The 21,981-nt window shown below is 31.6% G+C and carries 21 protein-coding genes; 13 read left to right on the top strand and 8 right to left on the bottom strand.

Annotated elements, in window-relative coordinates:
* Positions 1-243 precede the first annotated feature (243 nt).
* The 4 genes from ACQYZ7_RS09605 (at position 244) to ACQYZ7_RS09590 (ending at position 10,209) form a co-directional block, all read left to right on the top strand.
* Complete coding sequence (locus ACQYZ7_RS09605) at positions 244-3,459, top strand: SusC/RagA family TonB-linked outer membrane protein (RefSeq protein WP_430729530.1); 3,216 nt, start codon at positions 244-246, stop codon at positions 3,457-3,459.
* Positions 3,460-3,482: 23 nt separating this feature from the next.
* On the top strand, positions 3,483-4,976 hold the full coding sequence (locus ACQYZ7_RS09600) for a RagB/SusD family nutrient uptake outer membrane protein (protein WP_430729529.1): 1,494 nt from the start codon (positions 3,483-3,485) through the stop codon (positions 4,974-4,976).
* 440 nt (positions 4,977-5,416) lie between these two features.
* On the top strand, positions 5,417-8,530 hold the full coding sequence (locus tag ACQYZ7_RS09595; protein ID WP_430729528.1) for a SusC/RagA family TonB-linked outer membrane protein: 3,114 nt from the start codon (positions 5,417-5,419) through the stop codon (positions 8,528-8,530).
* Positions 8,531-8,544: 14 nt separating this feature from the next.
* Positions 8,545-10,209, top strand: a complete 1,665-nt coding sequence (locus tag ACQYZ7_RS09590; RefSeq protein ID WP_430729603.1) for a RagB/SusD family nutrient uptake outer membrane protein — start codon at positions 8,545-8,547, stop codon at positions 10,207-10,209.
* 112 nt (positions 10,210-10,321) lie between these two features.
* On the opposite strand, the gene pyrF is transcribed toward ACQYZ7_RS09590, so the two are convergent.
* Positions 10,322-11,134 (bottom strand): orotidine-5'-phosphate decarboxylase, encoded by an 813-nt coding sequence (pyrF, locus tag ACQYZ7_RS09585; protein ID WP_430729527.1) that lies wholly within the window; start codon positions 11,132-11,134, stop codon positions 10,322-10,324.
* A 63-nt stretch (positions 11,135-11,197) separates the two neighbouring features.
* Between pyrF and ACQYZ7_RS09580 the strand changes: the two genes are divergently transcribed.
* The 9 genes from ACQYZ7_RS09580 (at position 11,198) to ACQYZ7_RS09540 (ending at position 16,674) form a co-directional block, all read left to right on the top strand.
* Positions 11,198-12,274: an ABC transporter permease gene (locus ACQYZ7_RS09580; RefSeq protein WP_430729526.1), complete on the top strand. Its 1,077-nt coding sequence runs from the start codon at positions 11,198-11,200 to the stop codon at positions 12,272-12,274.
* Position 12,275: 1 nt separating this feature from the next.
* Positions 12,276-12,758 carry a TlpA family protein disulfide reductase gene (locus tag ACQYZ7_RS09575; RefSeq protein ID WP_430729525.1) on the top strand — a complete coding sequence of 161 codons (483 nt, stop codon included), beginning with the start codon at positions 12,276-12,278 and terminating at the stop codon, positions 12,756-12,758.
* Between the two features lies 1 nt (position 12,759).
* Positions 12,760-13,254 (top strand): TlpA family protein disulfide reductase, encoded by a 495-nt coding sequence (locus ACQYZ7_RS09570; protein WP_430729524.1) that lies wholly within the window; start codon positions 12,760-12,762, stop codon positions 13,252-13,254.
* A 41-nt stretch (positions 13,255-13,295) separates the two neighbouring features.
* On the top strand, positions 13,296-14,054 hold the full coding sequence (gene tpiA, locus ACQYZ7_RS09565; RefSeq protein WP_430729523.1) for a triose-phosphate isomerase: 759 nt from the start codon (positions 13,296-13,298) through the stop codon (positions 14,052-14,054).
* Positions 14,054-14,887, top strand: a complete 834-nt coding sequence (gene prmA, locus ACQYZ7_RS09560; protein WP_430729522.1) for a 50S ribosomal protein L11 methyltransferase — start codon at positions 14,054-14,056, stop codon at positions 14,885-14,887. The genes tpiA and prmA overlap by 1 nt, the downstream gene beginning before the upstream one ends.
* A gap of 5 nt (positions 14,888-14,892) precedes the next feature.
* Entirely contained in the window at positions 14,893-15,168 is a 276-nt protein-coding gene (locus ACQYZ7_RS09555) for an ATP-dependent Clp protease adaptor ClpS (protein WP_115900312.1), read from the top strand.
* A 2-nt stretch (positions 15,169-15,170) separates the two neighbouring features.
* Entirely contained in the window at positions 15,171-15,443 is a 273-nt protein-coding gene (locus tag ACQYZ7_RS09550) for a hypothetical protein (RefSeq protein WP_430729521.1), read from the top strand.
* A gap of 473 nt (positions 15,444-15,916) precedes the next feature.
* Complete coding sequence (locus ACQYZ7_RS09545; protein WP_430729520.1) at positions 15,917-16,246, top strand: hypothetical protein; 330 nt, start codon at positions 15,917-15,919, stop codon at positions 16,244-16,246.
* A gap of 2 nt (positions 16,247-16,248) precedes the next feature.
* The gene (locus ACQYZ7_RS09540) at positions 16,249-16,674 is read left to right on the top strand and encodes a TerB family tellurite resistance protein (protein WP_115900315.1); all 426 of its coding nucleotides are present in this window, start codon (positions 16,249-16,251) and stop codon (positions 16,672-16,674) included.
* Between the two features lie 36 nt (positions 16,675-16,710).
* Here ACQYZ7_RS09540 and ACQYZ7_RS09535 read toward each other — a convergent pair whose 3' ends face one another.
* Genes ACQYZ7_RS09535 through ACQYZ7_RS09505 form a run of 7 tightly spaced genes read right to left on the bottom strand, consistent with a single transcriptional unit; the run spans position 16,711 to position 21,798 of the window.
* Positions 16,711-16,971 (bottom strand): hypothetical protein, encoded by a 261-nt coding sequence (locus tag ACQYZ7_RS09535; RefSeq protein ID WP_430729519.1) that lies wholly within the window; start codon positions 16,969-16,971, stop codon positions 16,711-16,713.
* A 12-nt stretch (positions 16,972-16,983) separates the two neighbouring features.
* Positions 16,984-17,397 (bottom strand): VOC family protein, encoded by a 414-nt coding sequence (locus ACQYZ7_RS09530; RefSeq protein ID WP_430729518.1) that lies wholly within the window; start codon positions 17,395-17,397, stop codon positions 16,984-16,986.
* A gap of 12 nt (positions 17,398-17,409) precedes the next feature.
* Positions 17,410-17,688 carry a hypothetical protein gene (locus tag ACQYZ7_RS09525; RefSeq protein WP_430729517.1) on the bottom strand — a complete coding sequence of 93 codons (279 nt, stop codon included), beginning with the start codon at positions 17,686-17,688 and terminating at the stop codon, positions 17,410-17,412.
* Between the two features lie 4 nt (positions 17,689-17,692).
* On the bottom strand, positions 17,693-18,661 hold the full coding sequence (locus ACQYZ7_RS09520; protein ID WP_430729516.1) for a deoxyhypusine synthase family protein: 969 nt from the start codon (positions 18,659-18,661) through the stop codon (positions 17,693-17,695).
* A gap of 11 nt (positions 18,662-18,672) precedes the next feature.
* The gene (locus tag ACQYZ7_RS09515) at positions 18,673-19,452 is read right to left on the bottom strand and encodes an RMD1 family protein (protein ID WP_430729515.1); all 780 of its coding nucleotides are present in this window, start codon (positions 19,450-19,452) and stop codon (positions 18,673-18,675) included.
* 1 nt (position 19,453) lies between these two features.
* A complete protein-coding gene (speB, locus tag ACQYZ7_RS09510; RefSeq protein ID WP_430729514.1) occupies positions 19,454-20,392 on the bottom strand; it encodes an agmatinase in 939 nt (312 codons plus the stop codon).
* 14 nt (positions 20,393-20,406) lie between these two features.
* Positions 20,407-21,798, bottom strand: a complete 1,392-nt coding sequence (locus ACQYZ7_RS09505) for an arginine decarboxylase (protein WP_430729513.1) — start codon at positions 21,796-21,798, stop codon at positions 20,407-20,409.
* Positions 21,799-21,981 lie beyond the last annotated feature (183 nt).

Here is a 21,981-nt window from a genome sequence, read left to right as displayed (position 1 = left end):
TATTAATAATTAGTTGATTAATGCTGCAAAAATAATGAAGAAAACCTTCTGAGTAAAAGGAAATCACCATGTTTTAAAAAAAATAACATTAATTAATAATAACCTTTTAACATGTTAAATGCTGTTAACTTCTTAAAATTGTTTTTTCACATCAAATTAAAGGTTGTTAACTTCAAATAGGTGTTAACAAAAACTTATAGACTTTAGATTTACAACTGTTAATTAATAAAAATTTAATAATTTATGAATCTACATTGGAAAAATGTAATCTGTGTATTCTTCTTTTTCGGTTTTTTACTGAATATGAGTGCACAGGAGAAAAAAATCACTGGAGTGGTGTCTGATAGTGCAGGACCTTTACCTGGTGTAAATGTAATTTTAAAAGGTACGACCATAGGTACTGAAACAGACTTTGATGGTAAGTATTCATTAAAAGCAAAGATAGGAGATGTTTTAGTTTTTAGTTTTGTAGGGATGCAAGTAACTGAAAGAACTGTGGGAGTAGCTTCTGAGTTAAATGTTTTAATGAAAGAAGATACTAATCTATTAGAAGAAGTAGTTGTCGTTGGTTATGGAACATCAACTAAACAATCTTTTTCTGGAAGTGCAAAGGTTGTAAAAGCAGCAGAGCTAGAGAAAAAGAGTGTAGCTAATGTTTCACAAGCTTTGGCAGGAGAGATAGCAGGAGTTAATGTAATTAATACTTCTGGTCAACCAGGAACAGTTGCTACAATTCGTATTAGAGGATTTGGTTCTGTAAATGGAAATAGAGATCCATTGTATGTAGTTGATGGTGTGCCTTTTTCTGGCTCAATAAATTCTATTAACCCATCAGATATAGCTTCTACTACTGTGTTAAAGGATGCTACAGCTACAGCTATCTATGGATCTAGAGGGGCTAATGGAGTTGTTTTATTAACAACAAAGTCAGGAAAGTTAGGTGCTGCCTCTATAGAAGTAGATTTTAAAACTGGTGTTAATTTTCAGTTATTACCTAGATATGATGTTATCAAGTCTCCAGATGAATATATAGAGTTGTCTTGGCAAGCAATGGGAAACAGAACGTTAGAGTTTAATCCGGCTAACGATGCAGTGGCTTATGCTAATCAATATTTATTTTCTGATAGGGGGATTGACCCAAAATATAATTTTTACAATACTAATGATGTATCTGAAATAATTGATCCTACAACTGGAAAAGTAAGATCAAATGTTAAAAGAAAATATTCTCCAGAGAATTGGTCAGATTATGGTTTTCAACCAGCTATAAGAACTGAAGCTAACTTAAAAATGAGTGGAGGAAATGAAAAAACTAAATATTTTAGTTCTTTTGGATATCTAGATGATCAAGGGTACTTAGTTAATTCAGGTTATAAGCGTTACGCAACTAGATTAAATTTAACACATAAGCCAAAAGATTGGTTAACAGCAAATGTTAATGTAGGTTATACTTTAGGAAAAACAATAGCAAACGGACAAGCAGAAGATTCAGGGAGTATTTTTTGGTTTGTAGATAATATTCCATCTATTTATCCTTTATTTTTAAGAGATGATGAGGGTAATTTAGTTTCAGATACTAAGTATGGAGGAAATCAATATGACTATGGTTTAGATAGAGGTTTTGGAGGATTAACAAATGCAATTGCTGGAGCTAATTATGATTCTATAGGAAATAATCGTAATTCATTAAATGGTAATTTCTCATTTAAAATTGATTTAGCAGAAGGGTTGGTTTTTGAAACTCAATATGGAGCACAGTACTATAGTAGAGAGGCTAATACAGTAAGGAACCCTTTTTATGGTTCTGCTGAAAGCCAAGATGGAAGTTTATTTAAGACAACATCAAGTGCTCTTACTCAGAATTTTTTAAATATTTTTAGATATAACAAAAGCTTTGGTAATCATAACTTATCGGCATTGTTAGCTCATGAAACAAACCAAAGAGAGTTTAGTACATCAAGCATTAGTAAAAATAAAGTTGTAAACTTATATAATGGTTTAACAGATCTTAATAACTATGTAGTTAACTCATCATTAGCAACAGGTTACACAACTAAAACAGCTTTAGAAAGTTTTTTTGGACAGGTTAATTATAATTTTAATGGGAAATATTACTTAACAGGATCATTAAGAAGAGATGGTTCATCTAGATTTGCTAATGACAAATGGGGAACATTTGGATCTGTAGGAGGATCGTGGGTAATGTCTAGAGAATCTTTTATGTCTAATGTTAGTTTTATTAATTTCTTAAAATTAAAAGCTAGTTATGGTGTACTTGGGGATCAAGCAGGAGTTGATGTTTATTCAGGACAGAATACCTATACTATTGGTAACTTAGGAGGAGAGATTTCATTAATCCCAAGAGCTATTCAAAATCCAAGTTTAACATGGGAGACTTCTAAAATGTTTCAAACAGGTTTAGAGTTTACCATTTTTGATAATAGAATAGATGGTTCTGTAGACTATTACATTAAAAATACTGATGATTTAATTTTCGAAAGAGGAATTGCGCCTTCTACAGGAAACGCATTAATAGATGTGAATGATGGGGCTTTAAGAAATGCAGGATTAGAGTTCGATTTAACTGCTCATTTAATAGCTAAAGAGAATTATAAATTAGATTTTTCTATAAATGGAGAAATGTTAAATAATGAATTAACTTCAATGCCTATTGAACCATCTACGGGGGAGCCAAAAGTTATTGATATTGATGGGGTATATGGACGTTCAAAAGGACATAGTTTATTTGATTTCTACACAAGAGAATGGGTAGGGGTCAATAAAGATAATGGTTATCCCTTATGGAATCAATATTATTATGATGCTAATAAAAATGGAATTGTAGATGAAGGAGAAGGAATTAAAAGTTTAGCAGAATATCGAAAAGCAAACCCAAATAACGCTATTAGTAAAACAACTACTAGTATTTATAGTGACGCTACAGAAAAGTATATAGGTAAATCTGTTATTCCTAAAATCAGAGGAGCGTTTAAATTAAATGCTAAAATTTATGACTTTAGTATAAGTACACAGTTTGGTTATAGTTTAGGAGGATATTCTTATGATGGGGTATATGCAGGTTTAATGGCTAATGATCAGATAGGTTCAGGTAATTGGCATACTGACATTAGAAATAGTTGGAAAGAACCAGGTCAAATTACTGATGTACCCAAGCTCGTTAGTAATATAAACCCTCAAGTAAATTCTCGATCTTCTCGTTTTATTACTTCTTCTGATTACTTAGCGTTAAATAATGTAAGAATTGGATATAATGTTCCTAGTACATTTTTAGAAAATACTGGTGTTAATAGCTTAAACTTATGGATGTCAGGTGATAATTTGTTTTTATTAAGCGAAAGAGATGGATTTAATCCTGCGACTTCAGAAACAGGAAGCTCAAGTGTTTACCGTTATTCTCCGTTGTCTACTATAAGTCTTGGAGTAAGAGTTAAATTCTAAAATAATATTAATACAATTTTATAATGAAAAAAATATATATAAAATCAATTTTACTGTTAACTGCTTTAGGAGTTTTATCAGTTGGTTGTAGTGATGACTTCTTAGAGGAAGAACCTACAAGGTATGTTTCCGTTTCAAATGTAGAAGGAACCGCTAAGATTTATCCAGAGATATCAGAAGGTACTTTAAGAGGTATTTATGAAATGATGTTTCAAGTTGGAACTGGTGGTACAGATGACCATGCAGATTTTGGGCAAAAAGGTTATGATATTTACAGTGATATATTATCAGGAGATATAGCATTAACTAAAAATAGTTATAATAGGTATAATAACTTTGCACAATTAATATCTACTGTAGATTATACTAGTCAATACCCAAATTATATAGCTTGGAGCTATTATTATAGAATAATTAATGCAAGTAATTTAGTAATAAAATCATTAGGGGGTAATAATGCTGTGGTTAAAGAAGAAGATAAAAGTAGTATGGGGCAAGCAAAAGCCTTAAGAGCTTATGCGTATTTTTATCTAACACAGTTTTATATACCTGAATATATTCCAACTTCTAAAGTGTTACCTATATACATTGAACCAAATTCATCAGCTAAGGAGCAAAATACTACGGAAGAAGTGTACGAGCTTATGATTAATGATTTAAAAGAAGCAATAGTTCTTTTAGAAGGGTATAACAGAGAGAAAACCTATGAAGTTAATCAAAATGTAGCAAGAAGTTTACTTGCTTATGTATATGCTTCAAAGGGAACAAGTGAGGATAACTTAAGAGCAAAACAACTAGCTGAAGATGTAATTACTGATGGGGAATTTCCTCTGACTACAAAAAAAGCTCTCACAGGAGGTTTTAATGATGTTAATATAAACCCTAGTTGGATGTGGGGAGTTGATATAACATTAGATAATGGATTAGATCTGATTTCTTGGTGGGGACAAATGGATTATTTCACCTATAGTTATCAATTTGCTGGAGATAAAAAGGCAGTAGATGTAAACCTTTTCAATTCAATTAAATCTAATGATGTTAGAAAAGGACAGTTTTTTAATGATCCAAGTTCTAGTAATCATTTAGCACCTCTCAATAAGTTTTACGCTCCAGGAAGAGAAAAAGGAGGGCAAAGGAACGTAGAGACAGATTATATTTATATGAGAATTGAAGAAATGTATTTATTGTCTGCAGAAATGTCAACAAAAGAAGGTTTAGATGGAGATGCGAGAAACCGTCTTAGAGATCTTTTAGAAATAAGGTTTGATAGTACAACAGACTATAGTTATATAGATGCTTTATCTGGGAAAAGCTTACAGGATGAAATTTATTTACAAACTCGTATTGAGTTTGTAGGTGAAGGGAAAAGTTATTTAGCTTTAAAAAGAAATAAGGGAGTAGTAAATAGGGGAGATAATCATTTATACCTTGTAAATACACCGATTTCATATAAAGATGATAGGTTAGTTTTTGAAATTCCACAATCTGAGGTTCAAAATAACCCATTTATAAATTAATTTTTTAGGTAAAGTAATTACTTAAAAAAGAACATTCCCCCTAATAAAAAAGGGCTGAGTTTTTAAACTCAGTCCTTTTCATATTAATGTAATAGTTTTTCAATTCAAAAAAGAGGTAATTCAAATCAAAGTTACAATAATGAAGAGTTAAGCTTAATACATTTGCACCAACTTATACCAACTTTGTTTTCATTGGTGTAATTATTTGAATTAATTAATTATAAAGTCAAGGAGTCATTAACCTTGACTTTTTTTTTGTTCTTATACCTGTGTTATTCTGTAATTTACTTTTTATTATTAAATTCATGAGTGTTTAGTTGTTTTTTTTAACATTATTTATGTTAAAAAAAAAATATATTAACTGTATTGTTGTTTTTTTTGTAGATTTAATGTGTTTATTTTGAAAATTTCACTTTAAAGTGAAGCTAATTCTATAATTTATGAAATTAAAAAACTACTTAATGCTAATGTTTATGCTTTTGAGTATGACAATTTTAGCGCAAGAAAAAATAGTTACAGGGACTGTAACTGATGAAACTGGAGCACTTCCAGGAGTTAGTGTAATTATTAAAGGGACTAGCAGAGGCGTCGAAACAGATTTTGATGGTAAGTATGCCATAAAAGTAAATCAAGGAGACGTACTTGTTTTTAGTTTTGTAGGGTTAAAAACTACTGAAAGAACAGTTGGAGCAATTTCTGTTTTAAATATTAAAATGGAAGAAGATGCTAGTTTGTTAGATGAGGTTATCGTCGTAGCATATGGTACTACTACAAAGGAAGCTTTTACAGGAGCAGCAAATGTTATTGGAATTAAAGATTTAGAAACGCGTAATGTAACCTCTCCAATTGCAGCTATTGAGGGTAAAGCTACAGGAGTCCAATTCACTTCCGCTGCGGGACCTGGTGATTCACCTGGAATAATTATTCGTGGAGTTGGTACCTTAAATGGAGATACTGATCCTCTATATATTGTAGATGGTGTTCAGTATGAAGGATCACTTAACACAATTAACCAAGAAGATATAGCTTCTTTTACTATACTTAAAGATGCTGCTTCAACTTCACTGTATGGTTCTAGAGCAGCAAATGGAGTAGTTATTATAACTACAAAAAAAGGATCTAAATCGGGTGGTGTTAAAGTAAATATTTCCGCTCAGAGTGGTGTAGTTTCTAATGGAGTACCATTATACAATCAAATATCTCCAGGTCAGTATTATGAAACTATGTGGGAAGCATTAAAGAATTCTAGTGCAGGTGGAGGAGACCCTGCATTTGCAAGTGCTAACATTTATAATCAGTTAGGATACAATCCATTCAATGTACCTAACAATCAAATTGTGGGAGTAGATGGTAAGTTGAATCCTAACGCAAGAGTAATTTATAAGAGTTTAGATTGGTTTGATGAATTTCAAAGAACTGGTTACAGACAAAATTATAATGTTAATGTATCGGCAGGAGGTGAAGATCATAGTGTCTTTTTTTCAGCTTCTTATCTTGATGAAGATAGTTACGTAAGAAGATCTAACTTTAACCGTTTAACAGCAAGGTTGAATGCTGATTTCGATATTAGTAAGAGAATTAAAATAGGGGGAAGTGCAAACATAGCAACTACAGAAGCAAGAGGCCCTAGTTCTGCAGGAGAAGGTAGTATAGCAAACCCATTTAGTTTTGCACAAAATATGGGGGCGATTTATCCAGTATATGTAAATGATTTACAAGGAAATATTGTAAGAGATGAATTTGGAAACCCTGTATTTGATTCTGGAGAAGGTTTTCCAGAGTACAATATAGGTTCAAGACCTACTAATCAAGGACGCCATGCATTACAAGAACTTTTATTAAACGATGAAAGTGATAACAATAATACATATGGTTTCAGGTTTTTTGCTGATTTAAAAGTTACTGAGGGTCTTACGTTTAAGTTAAATTATGGTAAAGACATTAATGAAGAGTACGAAAGAGAGTATGAGAATGCTGTTATTGGTGATGCTCAACCAGATGGAAGATTAAGTCAAACACGTGCAAGAAGAGAAGTACAAACTTTCACTCAATTATTAAATTACAATAAAAGTTTTGGAAATCATAATTTAGACGTGTTACTTGGTCATGAAAGTTACGATAGAGCTATTTCGGATATAAGTGGACTGTCAACAGTACAAGCTGCTAACGGTATTTACGAATTTGATAACTTTTCAAATATTGTTCGTTTAAGTGGAGCTACATTTGATAAAGCGATTGAAAGTTATTTTACTAGAGTGAATTACAATTTCGATAATAAGTACTATTTGAGTGGTTCTTTTAGACGTGATGGTTCCTCTGTTTTTACTGATAACAAATGGGGTAATTTTTACTCTGTTGGAGGGTCTTGGAGGATAGACAAAGAAAACTTTATGAAGGATGTTTCTTTTATTAATAAACTAAAAATTAGAGCATCTTATGGTGAAGTAGGAAATGATAACTTGGGAGATAGTTATTTGGCACAAGCAAGGTTTTCTATTACTTCAAACGCTGCGAATCCTGCAATTATTTTTACAGACATAGGAAATGATGAATTAGTATGGGAAACCACTGAAAATTTTGATGTCGCGTTAGAGTTCGGATTGTTTAATAACTTTTTAGATGGTTCTATCGAGTATTATAAGAAAAATTCAACTGATTTACTTTATCTTTTACCAATTGCGGCAAGTAATGGGTTAAATGAAGTTCCAGTAAATGCAGGAGACATGTTTAATTCAGGATGGGAGTTAGGGTTAACAGCTCATCTTTTCAATAAAGAAAATTTTAAATGGGATTTAACGTTACAGGCTTCTACATTTAAAAACGAAATAACAAGGTTACCAGATCCGTTTATAAATGGTTCAAAACGTTGGGCAGAAGGAAGATCAAGATTTGATTATTTTTTATTAAGAACAGCTGGTGTAGACCCTGATAATGGAGATCAATTGTTCTACATGTATGAGCAAGATGAGAATGGTGAAAGTGTACCAGTGTTAGATGCTGAAGGAAACATTGAAACAACTAATGATTGGCGAGATACTGAAAGAGCTTATACTGGAGATTCTTCAATTCCAGACTTACTAGGTTCTATTTCTAACTCAATTTCTTACAAAGGTTTATCATTCGATTTCTTAGTTACTTATGGAATTGGAGGGAAAATTTTAGATAATGCATATTCTTCTCTAATGCATAGTGGTACCTATGGAAGGGCTTTACATCCAGATATATTAAATGCATGGAGACAGCCAGGAGATATTACAAATGTTCCAAGACTGGAAAATGGAAATCCTAATTTAGTTAGAACTCAATCAGACAGGTTTTTAACAGATGCATCTTTTTGGGCATTGAAAAATGTAAACATAGGTTATACGCTAGATAAAAAAGTAGTAGAGTCGCTTAAAATGGATAATATAAGATTTAATTTGTCTGGAGAAAATTTATTCTTAAAAAGTAAGAGAAAAGGGTTAAACCCTCAATACAATATAGCAGGTACTCCAAGTGCAAATGATTTTTCACCAGCTAGAATTATTTCTTTCGGTGTTAATGTTTCATTTTAAAAATAATAATTATGATGATAAATAAATTAAAATACATATTACTAGGTGCTATTGTTTTAACGATGGTGTCATGTAAAGAAGACTACATTGAAAGAACACCAACGGATGCTATATCAGCAGCCGATGCTTTAGCTAACGAAGATAATATGCAGTTAGTCCTCAACGGTGTGCATAGAGGGCTATTTTCACAGTCTCAAACAATATTTCCTGGAGGAGATTCTGATAGATCTGGGAACCACTATTGGATACCATTAGGAGATAATTTATCGGGAGGGTTAATTCATAGTGCTAATGCTAATAATTTAGGTTGGAGAACAGAAATGCAATGGAACTCACATACTCAGCCGACATCGCTAACTAACGAGTTGTTGTGGTATCATCGATATAATATTATCTTACATGCAAATTTGTTAATTAACGGAATAAACGAAGGAAATTTAACAGAGACTTCTAAACTGAACTCTATTTTAGGTCAAGCCTACACCTACAGAGCTTACGCATATCTCTCGTTAATTCAGCATTATGCAAAAGGGTATTTAATAGGTAATCCAAGTACTGACAAAGGTGTACCGTTACTTTTTTCATCTGAGTCTCCGTTTACTAGTCAACCGAGATCAACAGTAGAAGAAATTTATGTTCAAATTGGTGACGATTTAGAAGAAGCTATCAAAGCTTTTGAAAAAGGTGCTCCAAGACCTTCAGGAGGACCAGAAGTAAAATCTCAGTTGAATATAGATGTAGCTTATGGACTGAAAGCTAGATGGGCTCTTTCTAAAGGAGATTGGCAAACAGCTGCAGATGCAGCAGCTGCTGCACGTCAAAATTACCCGTTGATGAATGAATCTGAATGGAAAGAAGGATTTAATACAAATGACCTTTCGGAAGTTATTTGGGGAAGTAATGTTATTCAAACTGAAACAGTATTTTTTCGCTCTTACTTTTACCTAGCTAGTAATACATTTAATGGAGCTCAAATTAGGAACAATCCAAAAATAGCTGACAGAAGGTTGATTGATGCAATTCCTGATACAGATTATAGAAAAGATGTGTTTATCATAGATGCACCAAACACCAATTCATCAGCTTCAAATAATCAAGGGGGGCTTCACCCAGATACAGGGTTACCAAAAGACCCTAATTATGCAACTGATTTAGATGCCTATAATACTAGAAGAGCAGAAATAAATGCAGAGTATGGTATTACGAATAGCTTTAACCAACATCCTTATATGCATTTTAAATTAAAGAATAAGAGCCCTGGATCTACAGATCCTGACGATATAATTTATATGCGTGCCTCAGAAATGTATTTAATAGAAGCTGAGGCAAAAGCTATGATACCAGATATTCCTGGGGCACAAGCAGCGTTAAAAGTATTAGGAGAGGCTAGGGATAGCGCCTTTGATGTTACAGTTTTTGATACTCAAGAAAAATTAATGGAGCAAATCAAATTCCAAAGAGGAGTAGAATTATGGGGAGAAGGGTTTGGATACACAGATAAAATCCGTTGGGATGAAGGAATAGATCATGGAGCTAATGGAGGTTCAGGAGCTTCAGCGGTACTTTACCAGGGGGCTTATCAGATAGAAAAACCTTCTTTAAATGACGATTGGATTTTTAAAATTCCTCAAGCAGAAATTAATGCCAATCCAAACATAACACCAAGTGATCAAAACTAAAAAGAGTTGTGGACAAGAAACAAGAAGCTAATTACATTAAATTTTTGTTTTCATTTAATGTAGTTATTTGAATTAATTATAAGCCAAGGAGTCATTAACCTTGGCTTTCTTTTTATTTTAGAATAGTTTCCATTTGCTTTTGTAGCTCCTCAGCTTTTGTAGCTGCGGCTTTAGCAAAATCATTTCCTTTAGAAGCATAAATAATTCCACGAGAAGAATTAATTAATAAACCAATAGTGTCAGTCATTCCATATTTACAAACTTCTTCTAAGCTTCCTCCCTGAACACCAACTCCAGGAACTAATAAAAAGCTCTCAGGAATAATCTTTCTGATGTCAGCTAAGTATTCTGCTTTGGTAGCCCCCACAACATACATTAGGTTTTGTGAGTTTTTCCAAGATTTAGACGTTTCTATAACCTGTTTGTATAACTCTTTATCTTCAACTGTTTTTGTCTGGAAATCGAAAGCACCTTGGTTAGAAGTTAAAGCAAGCATTATAGTATGTTTGTCTTCAAAAGCTAAAAAAGGTTCTACAGAGTCCTTTCCCATATACGGAGCAACAGTTACCGAATCAAAAGCCAAATCTTCAAAAAAAGCTTTAGCGTACATAGTTGAGGTGTTACCAATATCACCACGTTTGGCATCAGCAATTGTGAAAATCTCAGGATGTTTTTCGTTTAAGTAGTTAATCGTTTTTTCAAGAGATTTCCAACCTTTAATACCGTAAGCTTCATAAAAAGCAGTGTTGGGCTTATATGCTACACAAAAATGATGCGTAGCATCAATAATAGCTTTGTTAAAGGAAAAAATAGGGTCTTCTTCTTGAAGTAAATGTGTTGGAATTTTGTTTAAATCAACATCTAATCCAATACATAAAAACGATTTCTTTTTTCGAATTTCAGATACAAGTTGTTGTGTTGTCATGTGTTGTTGTAAAAGTTAGGCAAAAGTACATAAATTTAGCAGTTTCTGTTATCTTTGTTATATATGTTTCAATATGTCATCAACAAAATACTTTACGGCTTCTTAACACTGTTTGGTGTAGTTACTGTAATTTTTTTACTGTTTAATATCTTACCAGGCGATCCAGCTCGTATGATGTTAGATCAGAGAGAAGATACCGAGCAGTTACAAAATATTCGAAAGAAATACGGATTCGACAAACCTGTATTTACGCAGTATTTGTATTATTTGAATGATGTTTCTCCGTTGTCGTTTCATAGTAAGAATAAAGACAATTATACTTTTTTATCTGAAGGGAAATACAACGCTCAATCCTTGTTTTCGGTAGGAAATATTGAAGTGGTTATAAAAACTCCGTATTTACGTCAATCCTTTCAAAAGAATGGTAAAAATGTTTCCGAAGTAATTAAAGAAACTTTACCAAACACTGCAATTTTAGCAATAGTAGCAATAACGATTGCACTTTTTTTAGGAATTATATTAGGGATATTCTCTGCGTTACTTAAAGATACTTTTTTTGATAGAATAATCGCTGTTGTTAGTACATTAGGAATGAGTGTTCCTTCATTTTTTTCAGCCATATTGTTTGCTTGGTTTTTCGGTTTTGTGTTGCATAAATACACTCATTTAGAAATGACTGGAAGTTTGTATGAGGTTGATGATTTTGGAGAAGAAATGCACATTCAATGGAAAAACTTACTATTACCCGCAATAGTACTAGGTATTCGTCCGTTAGCAGTAGTAATCCAACTAATGCGTAACTCATTGCTAGAAACGTTAAGTCAAGATTATATTAGAACAGCAAAGGCAAAAGGTTTAACGATGTATCAAGTAATAAAAAAGCATGCTTTAAAAAACTCATTAAACCCAGTAATAACAGCAATTTCTGGATGGTTTGCTTCGATGTTAGCAGGAGCAGTTTTTGTAGAGTATATTTTTAACTGGAATGGGTTAGGAAAAGAAATAGTAAACTCACTAAACACACTCGATTTACCCGTGATTATGGGAGCTGTTTTAGTGGTTGCTACACTATTTATAATCATAAATATATTAGTAGATATTTTATATAGTTGGTTAGATCCCCGAATAAGATTACAATAGAATGAGAATATTTTTTATATTGATTACTGTAGTTTTTTTATCAAGCTGCTCTGTATTTCAACCAAAAGAGTTTACCTCAGCATCTCTGAATGAAGAACTACTGAATCTAGAAAGAGAGCCAATTTCATTTCAAAAAGTTTTAGAGAAAAATAAAGGTAAGAAAATGTTGATACAAATCTTTGCAACTTACTGTCCTTACAGTCAACGAAGTTTTGATGATGTGCTTTTATTTCAGAAGAAAAACCCTAGGCTTGAATATGTTTTTTTATCAGTAGATCATTCATATCATGATTGGAAAAGAGGTTTAGAAAGTATTCCTGTGAAAGGTCAACACTATTACATTCAAAAAAAAGGGAAAGGGGCACTTGGTGAGTTTTTAAAATTAAAAACAATTCCGAGATTTTTGATTATTGATAAAGAAGGAAAAATTAGAGTGTATAAATCATCAAAAGTGTCTGATAAACTTCAAAATAAAGCACAATAACATGAAGAAAATATTAGTAGTAGTTTTTATCGGGATAACCTTTTTAGGTTGTTCAAAAGAAAACCCAAGTAAATTTTCAACTGAAGCTTTAGAGGATGTTCTTCTTTCTTTGGATGGAAAAGAAATTCAGTTCAAAGATGTTTTAGAAAAGCATAAAGGAGAAAAGATACTAATAGATATTTGGGCTTCGTGGTGTCCAGACTGTTTAAAAAATATTCCCGAAGTACAGAAAATTCAAAGAGAACAATCTGGAACAGCTTATGTTTTTTTATCCTTAGACAGAAATAAGACAGATTGGAAAAATGGTATTGAACGTCTAAAAATAGAAGGAGATCATTATTTTATAGAATCAGGTTGGGAAGGGAAATTAGGTGAGTTTTTAGGTTTAGATTGGATTCCAAGATTTTTAGTTATTGACGAAAATGGAAAAATAATTGTTTTTGATGCTACAAAAGCGACTGATAATTTAATTCGTCAAAGCCTAGAAAAAATGTAATTTTGCAAACATAAAATCAATAACCAGAAAAAACAATACACGTGAGACAAAAAATAGTTGCAGGTAACTGGAAGATGAATAAAAACCTTGATGAAGCTAAAGAATTAATTGAGGGAATAAAGAAAGAAGTAAAAGCTGGTTTAGAAGAATGTACTAGAGTGATAATTGCTCCTAGTTTTGTAAACCTACAATCAGCAGTGAAAAATACCGAAGAATTGGTTGTAGAGGTTGCCGCACAAAATATGCATCAATCTAAAAGTGGAGCGTTCACAGGAGAGGTTTCTGCAGATATGTTAACAAATTTAGGCGTTAACATAGTAATTTTAGGGCATTCTGAACGTAGAGAGTACTTTGGTGAAACAGATGAGTTATTAGCTCAAAAGGTAGATGCAGCTTTAGTAAATGGTTTAGAAGTTGTTTTTTGTTTTGGAGAATTGTTAGAAGATAGAAAGTCTGGAAATCATTTTAAAGTAGTAGAAAGCCAACTTCAAAAAGCATTGTTTCATCTTCAAAAAGCTAATTTTAAGAACGTGATTTTAGCTTACGAACCTGTTTGGGCGATTGGTACTGGAGAAACAGCTTCACCAGAGCAAGCACAAGAAATGCACGCTTTTGTAAGAGAACTTTTAGCTAAAGAATTTGGAAAAGAAACAGCTGATGCTATTTCAATTTTATATGGAGGAAGTGTAAAGCCTGCAAATGCTAAAGAAATTTTTTCTAAGCCAGATGTAGATGGAGGGTTAATAGGTGGAGCAGCATTAAAAGCTGAAGATTTTGCAGCAATAATTAAATCAATTTAATGGATAATATTTATATAGAATATACTTTTGAAGTAACACCAAAAGAACCAACTACAGAAATTTTAATAGCTGAATTGGGGTCTTTAGGGTTTGAAAGTTTTGTTGAAAACGAAAAAGGAGTAGTAGCGTATATTCAAAAAGATGATTGGTGCGAAACTATTTTAGAAGATGTTTTTGTGTTGAAATCAGAAGAATTTTCAATTCAATACGAGCATAAAGAAATAGAGCAAACCAATTGGAATGCAGAATGGGAAAAGAATTTTAATCCTATTCAGGTAGATGATTTGGTAAGTATTAGAGCTCCGTTTCATGAAAATCCTAATTTACAGTACGATATAGTAATTGAGCCAAAAATGAGTTTTGGTACAGGACATCATGAAACTACACATATGATGGTACAACATTTGATTAATTTAGATGTAACTGATAAAAAAGTACTAGATATGGGGTGTGGAACAGGGATTTTAGCAATTTTTGCTGAAATGAAAGGAGCACAACCTATTGATGCTATTGATATAGATGCATGGTGTTATGAGAACTCGTTAGAAAATGTAGAAAGAAATAATTGCAAACATATTTCGGTTTATGAAGGAGAAGCATCATTATTAGAAGGAAAAAAGTATGATGTTATAATAGCAAATATCAACCGTAATATTTTACTAAATGATATGCAAACATATACAAATTGTTTAACTGAAAAAGGAGTTTTATTATTAAGCGGATTTTATAGTGAAGATATTCCAGTGATTGATAATGAGGTGTCTAAGTGCAGTTTAACATTAAAAGATACCATAAAAAGAAATAATTGGGTAGCTTTGCAGTATCAAAAATAAAACAAATGAGTACGATAGAAAAAATTCAAGAAGAGCTTGATGTTTTATTAAATGAAACAAGAAAGCACGAAATTGTTTTGCATAACGATGAGGTAAATACCTTTGATTTTGTAATTGATAGCCTTGTAACTGTATGCGATCATACATTAGAGCAAGCGGAACAATGTACTATTTTGGTACATTATAAAGGCAAGTGTTCGGTTAAAACAGGGGAATATAAAGACTTAGAACCACGATGCTCTAAATTATTAGAGTTAGGTTTATCAGCAGAGATAGTGTAAGAATGGAAAACATTTTTAGGTATTACGAATTTTCAGAATTTTTTAAAGATAGCTCTGGTGCGTTTCAAGAGAATGAAATAAGTTTCTCAGAACTGAACAAAGAACATTTTTTAATTTTTGAAAAAAAAGAATCAGAATATAACCTCTATGTATCAAAATACAGTTCTAAAAAAGGTATTGGTAAAGAACCACCAGAAATACTCGAGTTATTGGTAGAAAACTACGATAAGTCTATACCAGAACACAGAATAATACTTAGAAAATACTTGTATTAAAAACTCAAAAAACTTTTTTTGAGTTTTTTTTGCTTTTAAGTGACCAATTAAAAATTATAGTGTCATAATAGTGTAGACAAAAAGAAAAGAATTAAATAAAAAAATATGACCTCTTAAATGTAAAATTTCTCTTTTCTGCTTAAAACATACAAAGAGAAGTTTTTTAAAGGTTTAAAAATAGTAGTAGTTAGTTTTTATACTAAGTTTGGTTAGACGAAGAGGCCTTAAGCGAAAGTTTAAGGTCTTTTTTATTCCTCTATTTTAAATAAAAAATAAATAAAAAGGTCTTTAAAAAAGATTGAAAAAAAGCGTATCTTTATGTAGGTGAAGTAGTAAAAAGAAATGCCTATGTAACATCATTTTCTTTGCATACCACGAGCATAGCTAAAAGATAGTTTGTGCTAAAAGAAACTTGGACTTGTTGTGGTAAATATCCAAGATATAAATTTTGTTAATTAAAAATTTTAAAGAAAATGAAACATACAATCATAACAACAGTATTTATAGTATTTATTGGAGTAAGTTTAGCTTTAACAACTAAACAAAAAGAACTTACAGACCCCATAAAAATAGAAGCAATTTTTCAAGGCTACGATGAATACGGTTATACTTTTTCATTTGTAAATGAAGAAGGAGATGACGATGTAATTACTTTTGAAGGGATATCAGAGAAAATATTGAAACTTTATAACTTAAAAGACACTAAATTTGTAGAGCAGGAATTTGAAATCACCTATGATTATGAAGTATCAGACGATGAGGTTGAAACTCCTGTGTTACAGTCAATAAAAAAAATAGAATAATTATGAGTATTGTAGATTTATACGAGTCAAGTAAGCATAGAAATAATGTAGCACACTTTAGTGCTATTTTTAATCTTGCTATCATTGATGGTGATTTAAATGAAGATGAAGAAAAATTAGTGAATCGTTTTGCTAGAAAATTGGATATAACTGAAGCTGAGTATGAAGAAATAGTAGAAAACTCTAAGAAATACCCAGTAGTGCCACAAGCAAAAACTGATGACAGACTAGAGCGTTTGCTAGATTTATTCAAAATAATTTATTCAGATCATCAAATAGATGAGGCTGAGTTAAAATTAATTTTGAGATATGCTATTCAGCTTGGTTTTTCACAAGAAAAAGCAGAGGTAATTATCTCTAAAACCACGAAAATTTTTAGCGGTAAAATTGATTTAGATCAGTATAAGTCGATACTAAATATCTTATAAAAAGTAAAATCCCATTCTAAACAGAATGGGATTTTTTTAAAGTAATTGTAGGTTTTCTAACTTAAAAATTACAATATCTTCATCATCTAAGTCGTCAAAAATTTCTTTATATGTAATTTCAAAACTTTTATTTTTTAGAGATGAAGACTTTAAATCTAAATGTTCAAGATTCTTTTTGTTGATTTGGTCAAAATCAATAATATCTCCGTTTTCTAATTCAAAAACATAATAGCCGTTTGTGTATCCTTGATAAACACCGACTAATGTAACTGTTTGTCGTGAGTTGTAAAAAGCCATGGCTGCCTATATTTACATCATAAACATATCATCTTCTTCAATAAAAGTTTTAAATTCTAAAGTATACCCGTTAGGATCTTTTATAAAAAATGACACGTGCTCTCCGTGTTGATCTTTTAAAAAAGTCTTTTTTATGCTATGATCTGATAACCAGTAATTAACTCTGTCGTACATTTCTTCCCACATATCACTATTTACAATAACACCAAAGTGAAAGGTGGGCAAAGTATGTTGTTCAAATTGATAGTCTGGAAAACCTAAATTAAATTGATTAACCAAAACAAATGTTATTTGATTATTGAATAGGTTAATATCTACCCATTTTTTTGTTTTTCTTCCTACTTGAAATCCTAACTCATCGGTATAGAATTTTATCGTTTCCTGTAAATTTAAACAAGGAAGCGACATATGAAATACTGGATTCATTTTTTATGTTATTTAATCTTGGTTAAAATCATTATCAGAAATTTCAATTTCATCAAACTCTTCTTCTACATCATCAACTTCATGATCTTCCATTGTTTGTTGCAATTGTGAGCTTATTTTCACTAAATACAACGTATCATCAGTGTTTACTTCTACAGCTTTTACTGTTTCACCTTTACTGTTTTTAAAGGAGATAATGTCAGAATGATCGTATCCGTAAGGGTACCTTTCTACTAATAAATCTAAAATATCAGTAGTTAACTTAGCATAGTCTACAATAACTCTTTTCATAAGGTTACATTTTTAATAAATAAGCGAATATTAATGGAGCAACAATTGTTGCATCACTTTCTATAATAAACTTAGGAGTGTTAATGTCTAATTTTCCCCACGTAATTTTTTCATTAGGAACTGCTCCTGAATAAGATCCGTAACTTGTGGTTGAATCTGAAATTTGACAGAAATAACTCCAGAAAGGAGTGTCTTCTCTTTCTAAATCTTGATATAACATTGGTACTACACAAATAGGAAAATCTCCTGCAATTCCTCCTCCAATTTGAAAGAAACCGATTCCGTCCTTTGAATTTTCAGTATACCAATCAGCTAAGAAAGTCATATATTCAATTCCTGATTTCATAGTAGAAGCTTTTAATTCTCCTTTTACTACGTAGGAAGCAAAAATATTTCCCATTGTGCTATCTTCCCATCCAGGAACAACAATAGGTAAGTTCTTTTCTGCTGCTGCATACATCCAAGAGTCTTTTAAATCGATTTCGTAATACTCTTCTAAAACTCCTGACAATAATAATTTGTACATAAATTCATGTGGAAGATAACGCTCACCAGCTTCTTCTGCATCTTTCCAGATTTTGAAGATATGTTTTTGTAAGCGTCTAAAAGCTTCTTCTTCTGGAATGCATGTGTCGGTAACACGGTTTAATCCTTTTAATAATAAATCCCACTCTTCTTGTGGAGTTAAATCACGATAGTTAGGTACTCTTTTATAATGTGAGTGTGCTACTAAATTCATTATGTCTTCTTCTAGGTTGGCTCCTGTACAAGAAATGATGTGTACCTTGTCTTGACGAATCATTTCAGCAAAAATTTTTCCTAATTCAGCAGTACTCATAGCACCTGCTAATGATACTAACATTTTAGATCCTTGTTCTAATTGTGCCTCGTACCCTTTTGCAGCATCTACTAATGCAGCAGCGTTGAAGTGCAGGAAGTATTTTTCTATAAAATTGGTTATAGGTTTGTTCATTTTTTATTTTGTTAAATGAGTTTTTCAACAATTACCTGTACTACTTCAAAAAGAATTAGAAGAATGATAATCCATTCTAGCATGCTACTGTATTTATGCTGTAGTATATCGTTGAATAAATCTAAATTTTCTTTAATTACGTTTAAACTATTTTCAATTCCTTGATGACGTTTTAAAATGTCTAACTCATCTTTTAGTTTATAATCTAAATCAGACAAGTCTTTGTTATTCCAAGCTACATCTGGTGAGTCAAAAACAAATAGGTTTTCAGCAATGTTGTTTTTTAAATTTAAGGTTTTACCAATAAATTTTCGCATTTGAATTTTAGAAAGTTTAAAACTTCCTGTTTTTTCTAATTGCTTTGAATACACTAATGTTTTATCGTGTAAATCAGATGTTTTGTTTACATAATTCATCAATGCTACCGATTGTGCTAGGTTAAGCATGATAATATGTGCTACATCATCGTTTAACTCTTTAATTTGAATAGTTCCAAAATCAACTTCTATCGAATTAGAAAAAGTTATGTTGTATTTTTCTGAAGGCAAGTTATTGATAGCTGACCTTTCTTTGTTGATTAAAAAACTAACAATTTGAATCGTTAAATCATCTGCACAGTTAATAAAAACGACACTTCCATATTCTTTTATATAGAGATATGAATCGTTTGTAATTTTATATAATAAAAAAGAATGTTCTCTTTTTATTAAATCATACGATTCAAACTGTGAACGAACATCACTAAGTGCTATTCGTTTTTCAAGATGATATGCAAATGCTTTTAAATGCATCTTAATAATCGTTGTCGTCGTTTTTAAACTTAGCTAATTTGTTAAATGGCGAACTATCATCTTCATCGTAAACTTCTTCATCTTCCATTTTAGAAGAGAATTTATAGCTTAACATTTTATAGTACAATTTAGCCGCTAAAAAGTCTGATGACTTTTCATTTTCATTAGGACATAATTCTACAATATCAAAACCAACTACATTTCTTTCAGTAAATACTTTCTTTAAAAACTCTAAAGTTTCGTAGTAGAACAATCCTCCTGGTTCAGGCGTTCCTGTACTTGGTAATAACGATGGGTCAATTGCATCTAAATCAAACGTGATAAAAACATTACCTGTTAATTGATCAATAACTTCATCTATCCAGTAATCATTCATCGCCATATCGTGTGCAAAAAAGACTTTATCCATGTTCATAGAAGACTTTTCAGAAGCATCCATACTGCGAATCCCTACTTGTACTAAGTTGGTTGTTTGATTTGCTTCATATACCGCACAAGCATGATTGCAAGAGCTACCTTCGTATTCTTTTCGTAAATCGGCATGCGCATCAATATGTAATACTGTTAAGTTGTTAAAACATTCATTAAAGGCACGAATTGTTCCGATAGAGATTGAATGTTCTCCTCCAAAAAGTGTTACAAATTTATTTTTATTGATGTATTTTTTAGTGGTTGCATGTACGGCTTCTACCATAGCTTCAGGAGAAGAATTTTCCGTAACAGCATCAGTTAAATAAATACCTTCTTTGTATACTTCGCTATCTGTTTCTATATCGTATAACTCCATGTTTTCAGAAGCATCTAAAAATGCTTCAGGACCTTTATCAGCTCCTTTCTGCCAAGTGCTAGTACCGTCATAAGGAACAGGAATTAGTACTACTTTAGCATTTTCTAATTTTGCGTATTGGTCAGGTATTCCTGCGTAATTTCTTTTTTTCATTTTGATATTTTTTACTAGTATCCTAAAATAGATAATAGTTCTTCGCTTTTTTGTTGTTCTTTAAATAATTTGGTGGTTAAATCACCATTTTCATTTTTGTCAATCAGTATATGCTTGGGCGTTGGTATTAAACAGTGTTGTAATCCGCCAAAACCACCAATAGTTTCTTGGTAAGCTCCTGTATTGAAAAAGCCTACGTATAAAGGACTCTCTTTTTCGTATACAGGTAAGTAAATTCCGTTTACATGCTGTTCAGAATTGTAATAATCATCGCTATCACAGGTCAATCCACCTAATAAAACACGCTCATATCTATGATTCCATTTGTTAAGAGGAAGCATTATAAAGCGTTTGTTTATAGCCCAAGAATCAGGTAACGTAGTGATGAAAGATGAGTTAATCATATTCCATTTCTCACGGTCGTTTTGTCTTTTTTGATACAATACTTCATAAATAGCTCCTCCAGCTTCACCAACGGTAAAACTTCCAAATTCAGTAAAAATATTAGGTACTGGTACACCAGCTTCTTTACAAGAAAGGTTTATTTGGTTTATAATTTCATCTACCATGTATTCATAATCGTAATCAAATGCTAATGAGTTTTTAATGGGGAAACCTCCACCAATATTTAAACTATCTAGGCTTGGACATACTTTTTTTAGCTTGGTATATACTCGTAAACATTTTACTAACTCGTTCCAATAATAGGCGTTATCTCTAATTCCTGTATTGATAAAGAAGTGTAGCATCTTTAGCTCTACTTGTGGGTTATTAGCGATTTCACGTTCGTAAAACGATACGATATTTTTGTAACCAATTCCTAAACGGCTAGTGTAAAACTCAAACTTAGGCTCTTCTTCTGAAGCAATACGAATTCCTACGTTGAATTTGCTTCTAGTTTCGTCTAACAATAAGTTTAACTCCTCGTAATTGTCTATTATTGGTATACAGTTTGTATGTCCACCATCAATTAAACTTACAATATTGGCAATGTATTGGTCGCGTTTAAAACCGTTACACAATACATAAGCATCATCACTTAATTTTCCTTCTTTTTTTAGTGATTTTACAATATCAATATCAAAAGCAGATGATGTTTCAATGTGTATATCGTTTTTTAAAGCTTCGTCTAACACATATTTAAAATGAGAACTTTTAGTACAGTAGCTGTAGTTGTAAGTACCTTGATAATTGTGTTTTTCAATAGCTTTATGAAACCAGTTTTTAGCTTTGTTTATGTTTTCTGATATTTTAGGTAAATAGGTGAATTTTAACGGTGCTCCGTATTGCTTCACTAATTCCAGCATATCAATGTTGTGAAAAAATAAATTGTTGTTTTCTGTATGAAATTCCGCTTGCGGAAAATCAAACGTTTGTTCTATTAAGTCTTTATATTTAGTATTCATTGTTATTTTAGTTGTATCTGTATGTTGGGTACAGAGAATCATTCCAAAAACAGTTAAGGTATAGACCCAAAACTTTTTTAAATAAAATGTATAACAAGTTTTGTTGTTGTGTTACAACAAGTTGTTAAACCAAAATAAATTGAATAGTTAGACTCTTAAAGCTAAGCAATCACCGCACTGTTT

This window comes from Tenacibaculum sp. SDUM215027, assembly GCF_050566205.1.
Taxonomy (GTDB): Bacteria; Bacteroidota; Bacteroidia; order Flavobacteriales; family Flavobacteriaceae; genus Polaribacter.
Note: the sequence above shows the minus strand (reverse complement) of the source record. Positions and strands in the feature narration are given on the sequence as shown.

Coding starts and splice junctions, on each gene's coding strand:
- ACQYZ7_RS09525 (WP_430729517.1), bottom strand. CDS start 17,688: ATGAAAAGAGTTATTGTAGACTATGCTAAGTTAACTACTGATATTTTA.
- ACQYZ7_RS09550 (WP_430729521.1), top strand. CDS start 15,171: ATGGAAAACATTTTTAGGTATTACGAATTTTCAGAATTTTTTAAAGAT.
- ACQYZ7_RS09600 (WP_430729529.1), top strand. CDS start 3,483: ATGAAAAAAATATATATAAAATCAATTTTACTGTTAACTGCTTTAGGA.
- pyrF (WP_430729527.1), bottom strand. CDS start 11,134: ATGACAACACAACAACTTGTATCTGAAATTCGAAAAAAGAAATCGTTT.
- ACQYZ7_RS09575 (WP_430729525.1), top strand. CDS start 12,276: ATGAGAATATTTTTTATATTGATTACTGTAGTTTTTTTATCAAGCTGC.
- ACQYZ7_RS09555 (WP_115900312.1), top strand. CDS start 14,893: ATGAGTACGATAGAAAAAATTCAAGAAGAGCTTGATGTTTTATTAAAT.
- ACQYZ7_RS09530 (WP_430729518.1), bottom strand. CDS start 17,397: ATGAATCCAGTATTTCATATGTCGCTTCCTTGTTTAAATTTACAGGAA.
- ACQYZ7_RS09580 (WP_430729526.1), top strand. CDS start 11,198: ATGTTTCAATATGTCATCAACAAAATACTTTACGGCTTCTTAACACTG.
- ACQYZ7_RS09515 (WP_430729515.1), bottom strand. CDS start 19,452: ATGCATTTAAAAGCATTTGCATATCATCTTGAAAAACGAATAGCACTT.
- speB (WP_430729514.1), bottom strand. CDS start 20,392: ATGAAAAAAAGAAATTACGCAGGAATACCTGACCAATACGCAAAATTA.
- ACQYZ7_RS09535 (WP_430729519.1), bottom strand. CDS start 16,971: ATGGCTTTTTACAACTCACGACAAACAGTTACATTAGTCGGTGTTTAT.
- ACQYZ7_RS09505 (WP_430729513.1), bottom strand. CDS start 21,798: ATGAATACTAAATATAAAGACTTAATAGAACAAACGTTTGATTTTCCG.
- ACQYZ7_RS09570 (WP_430729524.1), top strand. CDS start 12,760: ATGAAGAAAATATTAGTAGTAGTTTTTATCGGGATAACCTTTTTAGGT.
- ACQYZ7_RS09595 (WP_430729528.1), top strand. CDS start 5,417: ATGAAATTAAAAAACTACTTAATGCTAATGTTTATGCTTTTGAGTATG.
- ACQYZ7_RS09605 (WP_430729530.1), top strand. CDS start 244: ATGAATCTACATTGGAAAAATGTAATCTGTGTATTCTTCTTTTTCGGT.
- ACQYZ7_RS09540 (WP_115900315.1), top strand. CDS start 16,249: ATGAGTATTGTAGATTTATACGAGTCAAGTAAGCATAGAAATAATGTA.
- ACQYZ7_RS09590 (WP_430729603.1), top strand. CDS start 8,545: ATGATAAATAAATTAAAATACATATTACTAGGTGCTATTGTTTTAACG.
- prmA (WP_430729522.1), top strand. CDS start 14,054: ATGGATAATATTTATATAGAATATACTTTTGAAGTAACACCAAAAGAA.
- ACQYZ7_RS09520 (WP_430729516.1), bottom strand. CDS start 18,661: ATGAACAAACCTATAACCAATTTTATAGAAAAATACTTCCTGCACTTC.
- ACQYZ7_RS09545 (WP_430729520.1), top strand. CDS start 15,917: ATGAAACATACAATCATAACAACAGTATTTATAGTATTTATTGGAGTA.